Origin of the sequence: Stackebrandtia sp., assembly GCF_035643755.1 — a bacterium.
In the GTDB taxonomy this organism is placed as follows: Bacteria; Actinomycetota; Actinomycetes; order Mycobacteriales; family Micromonosporaceae; genus Stackebrandtia.
This window is the reverse complement of record NZ_DASQPW010000058.1, coordinates 20,867-29,531: the sequence shown is the minus strand read 5'-3', so window position 1 is coordinate 29,531 and position 8,665 is coordinate 20,867. Positions and strand designations below refer to the sequence as shown.

At 68.1% G+C, this 8,665-nt stretch carries 8 protein-coding genes; 4 read left to right on the top strand and 4 right to left on the bottom strand.

The window, feature by feature from the left end:
* Both VE172_RS04390 and VE172_RS25360 read left to right on the top strand, forming a co-directional pair.
* The coding region (locus tag VE172_RS04390) for a Scr1 family TA system antitoxin-like transcriptional regulator (RefSeq protein ID WP_324797719.1) at positions 1-316 on the top strand (316 nt) is incomplete at its 5' end.
* The gene (locus tag VE172_RS25360; RefSeq protein WP_349258250.1) at positions 313-516 is read left to right on the top strand and encodes a DUF397 domain-containing protein; all 204 of its coding nucleotides are present in this window, start codon (positions 313-315) and stop codon (positions 514-516) included. The genes VE172_RS04390 and VE172_RS25360, both read left to right, overlap by 4 nt.
* 288 nt (positions 517-804) lie before the next feature.
* Here the strand turns inward: VE172_RS25360 and VE172_RS04385 are convergent, their stop codons facing one another.
* Both VE172_RS04385 and VE172_RS04380 read right to left on the bottom strand, forming a co-directional pair.
* Entirely contained in the window at positions 805-2,679 is a 1,875-nt protein-coding gene (locus tag VE172_RS04385) for a DUF2264 domain-containing protein (RefSeq protein ID WP_324797716.1), read from the bottom strand.
* 339 nt (positions 2,680-3,018) lie between these two features.
* Positions 3,019-3,363: a DUF6458 family protein gene (locus VE172_RS04380; protein WP_324797712.1), complete on the bottom strand. Its 345-nt coding sequence runs from the start codon at positions 3,361-3,363 to the stop codon at positions 3,019-3,021.
* 77 nt (positions 3,364-3,440) lie between these two features.
* Between VE172_RS04380 and VE172_RS04375 the strand changes: the two genes are divergently transcribed.
* Positions 3,441-4,835 (top strand): glycosyltransferase family 87 protein, encoded by a 1,395-nt coding sequence (locus VE172_RS04375; protein ID WP_324797710.1) that lies wholly within the window; start codon positions 3,441-3,443, stop codon positions 4,833-4,835.
* On the opposite strand, the gene VE172_RS04370 is transcribed toward VE172_RS04375, so the two are convergent.
* Together VE172_RS04370 and VE172_RS04365 are read right to left on the bottom strand one after the other, a co-directional pair.
* Entirely contained in the window at positions 4,825-6,738 is a 1,914-nt protein-coding gene (locus tag VE172_RS04370) for a hypothetical protein (protein WP_324797708.1), read from the bottom strand. The two genes, VE172_RS04375 and VE172_RS04370, sit on opposite strands and share 11 nt — an antisense overlap.
* Positions 6,735-7,514, bottom strand: a complete 780-nt coding sequence (locus tag VE172_RS04365; RefSeq protein WP_324797706.1) for a deoxyribonuclease IV — start codon at positions 7,512-7,514, stop codon at positions 6,735-6,737. The genes VE172_RS04370 and VE172_RS04365 overlap by 4 nt, the downstream gene beginning before the upstream one ends.
* A gap of 269 nt (positions 7,515-7,783) precedes the next feature.
* On the opposite strand from VE172_RS04365, the gene VE172_RS04360 reads away from it, so the two are divergent.
* Positions 7,784-8,572: a hypothetical protein gene (locus VE172_RS04360; protein WP_324797703.1), complete on the top strand. Its 789-nt coding sequence runs from the start codon at positions 7,784-7,786 to the stop codon at positions 8,570-8,572.
* Positions 8,573-8,665: the final 93 nt, after the last annotated feature.

Below are 8,665 nucleotides of genomic sequence, written 5' to 3'. Positions count from 1 at the left end.
GAGATCAGTCGCGAACAGGCAGGCAATGAGGGAACAGCTGGACTATCTTCTGAGGGCCGCAGATCAGTCCAATGTCGAGATTCGAGTCCTTCCCTTCTCAGCAGGAATGCATGTGAGTCTTACGGGATCCTTTGAGGTTCTATCGCTTGAATCCCCCTACCCTGAAGCTGGTCTCCTTCAAGTTCCAGGTGGCGATGTGTGCGTGGAAGGAGACACAATTGACGTACTGACGGACAACTTTGATCACCTCTTGGATGACACCCTCAACCCCATCCCGTCCAAGAAGCTGATCGCGGCAACGAAGGATCAACTGTGACAGACCCCTTGGGCACACCGTCCGAACTCACTACAGCGAGCCCGAAGTCCGTATGGAAACGAAGCTCTCGCAGCGGAACGGGCGACGGGCAAAACTGCGTTGAAGTCGCCGCGTGGCGCAAGAGCACACGCAGTTCCGACGGGACGGGCCAATGCGTCGAGTTTGCCCTGCGACGCAACAGGGATCGGAACAAGAGCTGATACCTCGAACGCAGATGGAAGCAAGCGCCAGGGCCTTTCGCCAACAATCCTGTTAGGACTCGCTTTCTAGCTGACCTTGCGTTCAGCGTCATCCAAGAGCTTGTCAATGTCCTCATGCGACATACCAAGATCTTCGATCATGACGTACGCGGCTATCGGCATGATGGTCAACCGAGCATCACTGGGAATCTCGTTGAACAGATCAGGTTCCCCAACAAGGCAAATGCACCAGACAGTTCCTGAACCGACTCACCTCGCAACCAGGCAACCTCCTCACGGCCAATACGTCTAGGACATGCGCGGCAGCACCGTCGCCAGGTTGATCGCCTGCGTCGTGCCGTCGGGCCAGCGCACCGTCACCCTCGAACCCTCCACCGTGGCCTCGACGGTCCCGCGCCACTGTTCCAATGCCGCAACGGGATCGTCGGTGAAGGTCAACACGTGCAGCGCCACGAAGACATCGCCGCCGTCGCCGCCGATCGCTGGTGCGGCGGCGTGGCGGCCCAGGGCGTTGGCGTCGACGTAGCTCGAGGTGGTGCCGCCGCCGAGGCCGTGGAGCCCGATCACCGCGCTGGTCAGGCCATCCGCGCCGCGCACCCACGCCCACGACCCGCCCGCGCCGCGCGCGACCTCGGCGTCGTCCGCCACCAGGTGGCCGCCCTCGCGCACCGCCGCCGCCTCGGTGCCCGTGACGCGGTGGCAGCGCACCTCGAAGCGTCCCTTCACTATGGACGCCGAGGTGACCTCGCCCGTCGTGTAGGCGCTGCGCGAGGCCGCGTAGGAGTCGAAAACCCGATGGGTCTCGATGCGGCGGCGGCGCCGGGGATCGCCCGCGGCGTCGAAGAACACGAACTCGTTGTCGGTGCCGTCGTCGAAGGCGGCGCCATGGCCGGGGGCGGTGTGGGTGGAGTAGGCGAACTTGATGTAGGCAGGGTCGGGTTCGGGGGTGCCCTCGGTGATCTTGTCGCTGCCGTGGTTGAGCAGGCGGACGATCCCGTCGTCGGCGGTGGAGTGCACCAGCCAGCCCGCGCCCGCGATCGGCACCGTCGCATCGGTTTGCGACGGCTGCTCGACCTCGCCGTCGGTCCACACTGGGTGGTCGGCGGGCAGCGCCAGGCCGAGGAATCCCATGCCCGCGAAGTACGGCGACCCCGGGCCCGAATAGCTCTGGGTCAACGGAAGATAGGTGTCGCCGCGCCATCCCAGCGTGGGCGGTCCATCCGCGCCGACCCCGGCGTCTACAAAGTACTTCAGGGTTCCCGACGCCAGGCGGCGCACCGCTCCGGGCGCGAGCGTCGAGGTGCCCGTCAGCTGCCCCAGCCACAACGGCGCCAGCGCCGCCGTGCGGTACGTCAGCGACCGTCCCTGTTGCACGGGGGAACCGTTGCCGCCGAACAGGTGCGGGAATGTCCGTCCGAACTCGGCCAGCCGCTGCCGCCAGCGCCAGGCCGCGTCCGGGTCGCGTTGGCCGACCATGTCGTACCAGGCCCACAGGAACGGGTGGATCACCCAGGCGTTGTAGTAGTCCACGTTGCGGCGCTGGCCGTCGGTGTACCAGCCGCCGCCCAGGTGCCACGACTCCACCCACCGCACCGACGCGTCGCTGCGGTACGCCGAGGTGTCGACGCCCACCGACGCCAAGAACGCCTCGATGACCGCGGTGAACAGCACCCAGTTGTTCGGCCAGGCCAGGAGTCTGGCGTGGTGCTCCAGCCAGTCGACGACCCGCGCCCGCACCGATTCGTCCAAAGTGGCCCACAGCTGGTCGCGCGTGACGTGCAGGGCCAGGGCGATGTTGGCCGCCTCCACGATCGGCTGGGTCTGGCCCCTCAAGGGGCGCACGCAATCCACACCCCGCAGCCACTCCTCGTCGCCGCCGCGCCGCGTGCCCGCGTCCAGGCCCGAGGCGAAGCGCTCGGCGAACCCGCCGCCGCGGCCCGAGGCGATCGGCCCCGCAGCCAGCAGGAAACCGCGCGCGAAGCCTTCCAGCGCATCGGATTGCGGCCCCGACCAGGCGTGACGGCCCGGGATGCGCCACAGCGATCCGCTCGGTGAGGCGTGCGCGAACCCCTGGCGCAGCCAGGATTCCGCCACCGCCTCCCAGTGGGTGCGGGTGTATCCAGTGTGGGGGGACAACGCCAGGTCAAGAGGGGGAAGCCGCATCTGGCAAACGCTATCCAAGTCGGGGCGAAAAGTCCATGATCGCGGCGGGATCGGGGCAAAAAATAGGCCCGCCCCGGCGGCACGGGGGAACGGCCGGGGCGGGGGGACTCGGGTTCAACACGGAAAAGAACCGGAGTCGGGGGCTCGCCTCCACGGGAGGAGAGGCGGAGCCACCACCATGGTGTGCCCAGAAGTGTAGCCGATGGCCTTGGGGCGCAAAAGTATCGGGCTATGGTGATTTATCGAATCACCCGAACGGTTGATGCCCATATCGTCCACCAGTACTGAACTGCCACATAACACCTGGCCGTTTTGTCCCATTAGTGCGATTGTGGACGGTCAGCTCCCGTCGGCAGCCGCGGCGTCGTCCGAGGAATTCTGTTGCCTCGGGGGTTGCGACGCCCGCGCCGCGTCCGCCCGCTTGATGGCCTGGCGCCGCGCGATCCGCGCCGCCTGATAGTTGTCGTTGACCTCTTTGTCCAGGCGCTTCTTGCGCTTGGCATACCAACTGGTCAACACGATCCCGACCACGCCCGCCAGAATGAAGATCCACCCCAGCGCGGTCAGGTCGATCCACGTCACGTCCTTTTTGGCGCTCGGGGTCACCGCGAACACACAAATCGCGCCTACGACCAGAAAGAAGATGCTGCCGCCGAGTCCCACCTTGGTCTCCTTCAGGGTCACGAGGACGTCGGAGTCAAGCCTACCGTCGGACGGGGTTAGCGCGCTGTCAGCGATCCCCTAAGGCATCATGTGCGGTGATGTCCGAACAAGCCGAACACGTCGTCATCGCCCCGTCCCGGGAGGACCCGGCGGTGGAGTCCCTGTCGCAGGGCATCGGGGGACCGCTGGGGCGCCACGCCGTCGACCCGCCGCGCCGTCGCTTTTGGATACCGCCGCGGGTGGTCATGATGGCGGGCATCCTCATGCTGGGTGCCGCGTGGCTGCAGAAGCTGCCCTGCGCCACCGGAAACTGGGTGAACTACCGCCAGTACACCCAGCTGTGTTACACCGACGTGCTGGCCCTGTGGGGCGGCGAGGGGCTCAACGTCGGCCACATCCCGTACTTCCAGCACGCCGTCGAATACCCCGTCCTGACCGGCATCGTGATGGGCGCGCTGGGCCTGTTGGCGCACAAGGTGTTCGGCTCCGGCGGCGTCGCCTTCTACTACCAGCTCAACGCGATCGTCCTGTTGATCGGCGGCGCCCTGACCATCGCCGCGGTCTACCGGCTGCGCGCCGCCCGCCGCCCCTTCGACGCCATGCTGGTCGCCGTGGCGCCGGCGCTGCTGGTGACGGCGCTGGTGAACTGGGACCTCATCGCGGTGCCCCTGAGCGTCGGCTTCCTGTTGGCGTGGAAGACCGGACGCAAGATCCTCGCCGGCGTCCTGCTCGGCCTGGCCGTGGCCGCCAAGTTCTACCCGCTGCTGCTGGCCGGGCCCCTGATCCTGTTGGCCATCCGCTACCGCCGCCTTCCCCCGGCCGTGATCACCGTGGCCGCCGCCGCGGGCACCTGGCTGGTCATCAACCTGCCCTTCATCATCTGGGCACGCGACGGCTGGCTGCGCTTCTTCGAACTCAACGCCACTCGCGCCGTCGACTGGGGCACCAGCTGGTACATCCTGCGCGGCCTCGTCGGCGAACAGAGCCTCCCCGGCCAGCTCATCAACAATGTGGACATTCTCAATTGGATGTACCTGGTGGCTTTCGTGATCGCCTGCCTCGGCATCGCCGTGCTGTGCTTCACCGCCCCGGAGCCACCCCGCCTGGCGCAGCTGTCGTTCCTGGTGGTGGCCGCGTTCCTGTTGTGCGGCAAGGTCTGGTCCCAGCAGTACCTGCTGTGGCTGCTGCCGCTGGCCGTGCTGGCCCGCCCCCGCTGGCGGATGTTCCTGGGCTGGCAGGCCGCCGAGCTGTTCTACTTCCTGGCCTTCTACGGCGAACTGCTGTCGGCCTCCGATTCCACCGACCACAACGTGCCCGCGTGGGCCCTGGTCTCCCCGGAATGGGTGTTCATCGCCGCGTCGATCACCCGCTTCGGCACCGTGTGCGCCCTGTGCGTGCTGGTGGTGCGCGAGGTCCTGCGGCCGCGCCACGACGTGGTGCGGCTTTCCTACGGCGGCACCGATCCCGACGCCGGGCCGTTGCTCACAGCCTGAAGACGATGACCTTGCCGCGGTCCTCGATCCGGATCGAGCTGTCGGCGCTGGGAACGTCCAACAGGTACTCCCAGGGCGTGCCGCGCAGCTGATCCCGCACCGCCACCACGGTGTTGACGCCGTCGGCCCGCAGCGCCTCGACGCTCTGCGGCGACGGGAACGTCAGCGCGTCGTGGCGGATGGCCTCCTGCTTCTTGGGGACGAAACCGCTGGTGCCGTTGACGACCCGCGGAAAACCGTCCACCGTCCAGTACTGCACCGCGTAGTCGTGGGCGGCGTCGGACGGCAGCACCAGCACCGGGTCCTTCAGGCTCGACAACGCCACCGGCGCCGTCGGCACCTGCGGCGGCGGCACCGCCGTGTAGCCCTCCACCAGCACGAACAGCACCGGGATCAGCAGCGCCAGCCGCATCGGCGCCGGAACCGGGGCGCGCCAACGGGTGTCGACCCGGTCGGCGAGCGCGTAGGAGTCCAGCCGGTCGGCCAGGCGCGTCAGCGTCCCCGCCGCCAGGATCGCCAGCAGCAGGCTCACGTACAACACCAGGCGCCCGGGGGTGCGCAGCCCGTCGAAGCCCGGCAGGTACTGGTACGCCAGGACGTACATCCACTTGCCGTCGTCGACGAAGTTGGTGCCCAACGCCAACGCCACCGACAGCGCCAGCCCGGCGAACAGCCACGCCCGCTGCCACCGGCTCCACGACGACCACACCAGGCCCGCCACGGCCAGCGCCAGCACGGTGAAGCCCACCAGCAGCGTGGTTTCCGGTGGCCAGTAAAGGTTCTCGCGCGCCGCGGCGTGCGCGTGGCCCCACAGCGCCGATTCCTCGGGGCTGATCAGGAAGCTCTGCCAGATCGGCGAGAAGTACCGCACGTAGTCCAGCGGGCGGGCCGCCTCCGGGTACAGCTGGAGCACCTTGAAGTACGGCAGCGCCAGGCCCAGGCTGACGCCGGCGAACACCACCATGCCGGCGGCGTCGGCGACGACCACCCTCCACGGCACCCGGGGGCATCGCTTGGCCGGCCACGCGATCAGCGACACCACCGCGATTCCGGCCAGCAGGTATCCAAAGGGGATGCCCAGCGCGAAGCCGATCGAGATCTGCCAGCTGGCCACCAGCCAGCCCGCGACCACCCAGCCCCAGCGGGTGCGTTGGCGGCGGTACCCGTGTCGCAGCGAATAGCCGTGTCCGCGCGCCAGCATGGCCAGCGCCAACACGATGCCGCCCGCCGACAGGATGTTGAGGTGACCCTCGTGGGCGAGTTTCCATGGCGCGTAGGCGAAGGCGGCCGCGCCGACGGCGCTGCCCGCGATGCGTGAACCCAACTGCCGCAACAGGACGTAGGCGCCGAAGAAGGCCAGCGCGAAGGTCAGCAGGTAGATGATGTTGTACCGCAGCAGCGCCGCGGCGTGCCCCGAACCCAGCAGCGACGCGGGCAGGTAGCCCAGCAGGGTGTCGCTGAAGACGAAGGAATAGGACTCGCCGTAGAAGTTGCTGGCGTTCCACAGGTGCCCGGGGTCGCTGAGGACGGTCGATCCCGGCCAGGCCAGGGTGTATGCCTGCTGCAGGGGGTCGCCGAGGTCGTGGGGGATGGTGTGCGCGGGGTCGCGCAGCACCTTCCAGTTCATCGCCAGCGACAGCGCCACGCTGATCGCCGCGACGATCGCGATCTCCCCGCGCGCGGCCCTGGCCAGCTTGCGCCGCAGCCGTTGCCAGCCGCCGCCCGGTTCGGGTTCGTCGGCGGTGTCGGCGGGTTCGCTGGCGGCGAAGCGTTTCCAGCGCTCGACGGCGGGCTCGGCCGCGTCTTCGTCGGTGTCGGTGGCCGCTTCGGGCTCCTCGACGTCGCTTTCGGCTTCGGACACTTCGGAATCCGCGGTTCCGCTGGCGGCGTCGGGAGAGCTCATGCTGGTGGCAACTGCTTTCGTATCAGCGCGATGTCGGCGGACTGTGCCGCGGCGTCGCCGGGAGTCTCCACGACGGCCGGACAGCCCGCAGCCGCGATGATATCCACAATCCGCGACGGATCGATGTGGCCGTCTCCGAGGTTGGCGTGGCGGTCGCGCCCCGAGTCGAAGGTGTCGCGGGAGTCGTTGGCGTGCACCAGGTTGACCCCGCCGGTGATGGCCCTCGCCCGTTCCACCACATCGGACAGGTCCTCGCCGGCGGCGTGCGCGTGGCAGGTGTCCAGGCAGAACCCCGGACCGAACTCGCCGATCCGCTCCCACAGCCGGGCCAGGTTGTCGAAGTGCCGCGCGCACGCGTGGGCGCCGCCGGCGGTGTTCTCGACGAGGATCGGGACCTCGGTGGCGCCCTGCTCGGCGGCGTACTCCATGGCCTTGCGCCAGTTGGAGAAGCCCTCCGATATGTCGGTGTCCTTGGTGACGTGGCCGCCGTGCACGATCAGCCCCCGGGCGCCGATGGCGGCGGCGGCCTTGGCGTGCTGCACCATCAGGCGGCGGCTGGGCACCCGGATCCGGTTGTTCGGCGAGGCCACGTTGATGACGTACGGCGCGTGAATGAAGATGTCGACGTCGGAGTCGCGCAGGGCGTCGGCGTCGTCGCGCGGCTCGGGTTTCTTCCACCCCTGCGGGTCGCCGAGGAAGAACTGCACGACGTTCGCGCCGCGCTCGGCCGCGGCCTCCAGCGGATTCGTCGCGTCGACATGTGCTCCAATACGCATATTCGTGAGCGTAATACCACACTCTGCGGCGGTGCGCGATTACCGCTGGTCCTCTTCACCCACACGTGGCCCGGACGCGTTACTCTGCTCTGGTTACTTCGTTGTTCGTAGTGGCACTGATAACCAAAGAAAGCTCACGGGGACCGACTTCGTAGGTAGGAGAAGCATTGAAGCGCGCTACTGGAGCCCGAGATCGGCGGCCCAGTCCATACCCGCGCCCCGCTGTTGACGCACAAGCGAAGAAGCGCAAGCCGCTGAATCGCCGTCGCGTGATCGGCGGCGTCTCGGCGCTGGCCGTGGCCGGTGCCGTCGCCGTGGGGTTCATGGGCACCAATCCGGCCATCGCCGATGGCGCCAAGGATGAAGTGGTGTTCTCGGGCGGCTGCAGCCTCTTGGGCCTGTCCAACAAGTCCGTCCCGGACAAGAGCACCTTGACCATCACCGAGGGCGACTCGGTGTCGTTCACCAACAACCTCGGCAAGGACGCCACGCTGGTCATCGGCAACACCACCAAGAACGTCGACGAGGGCTCGAGCGCCACCGTCGCGTTGAACGGTTCGGTCGAGGCGATCATGAAGCCGAAGTGCGGGGTCGACCTGCACAACGACTACGAGAAGACCACCGTGACCGCCAAGGCCGCCCACCACGACCCCGGTGGCGACGATAACGGCGGCGGGTCCGGCGGTGGCGGCGGCGGTTCGACCGGCGGCGGCCACCACTCCGGCGGTGGCGACTCCGGTTCGACCGGCGACAAGCAGTCCAAGCCCGGCGCCCCCGGCAGCGGCGACAAGCCGGCCGCCTCGGGCCACAACGGCGACCCGAACAAGAAGGACGGCAAGAAGCCCAGCGATGACAGCTCCGCGTCCGATGACTCGGGCGCCGCGGGCACCGCGGGCGACGACTCCGGTGACAACAAGCACATCGACGCCGTTGACGCCAGCCAGAGCGGCGGCGGCGCCTCCGGGATGCTGGCCGTGTTGGCCGGTGTCTGCCTGGCCGGTGTCGGCTTCGCGGCGGTACGCACCGCCGTCAACAGCCGCTCCTCCGCGCAGGCGTGACAATTCCATAGCCTGATTCAAGGCGCCCGGGACCTCGCGAGGTCCCGGGCGCCTTGGCGTCCGTGCCCGCGTGCTCTACCCTTAACGAGCATT

Excerpts from the sequence above, each read along its gene's own strand:
- VE172_RS04370 (WP_324797708.1), bottom strand. The coding sequence starts at position 6,738 with ATGAGCTCTCCCGACGCCGCCAGCGGAACCGCGGATTCCGAAGTGTCC.
- VE172_RS04375 (WP_324797710.1), top strand. The coding sequence starts at position 3,441 with ATGTCCGAACAAGCCGAACACGTCGTCATCGCCCCGTCCCGGGAGGAC.
- VE172_RS04365 (WP_324797706.1), bottom strand. The coding sequence starts at position 7,514 with ATGCGTATTGGAGCACATGTCGACGCGACGAATCCGCTGGAGGCCGCG.
- VE172_RS04385 (WP_324797716.1), bottom strand. The coding sequence starts at position 2,679 with ATGCGGCTTCCCCCTCTTGACCTGGCGTTGTCCCCCCACACTGGATAC.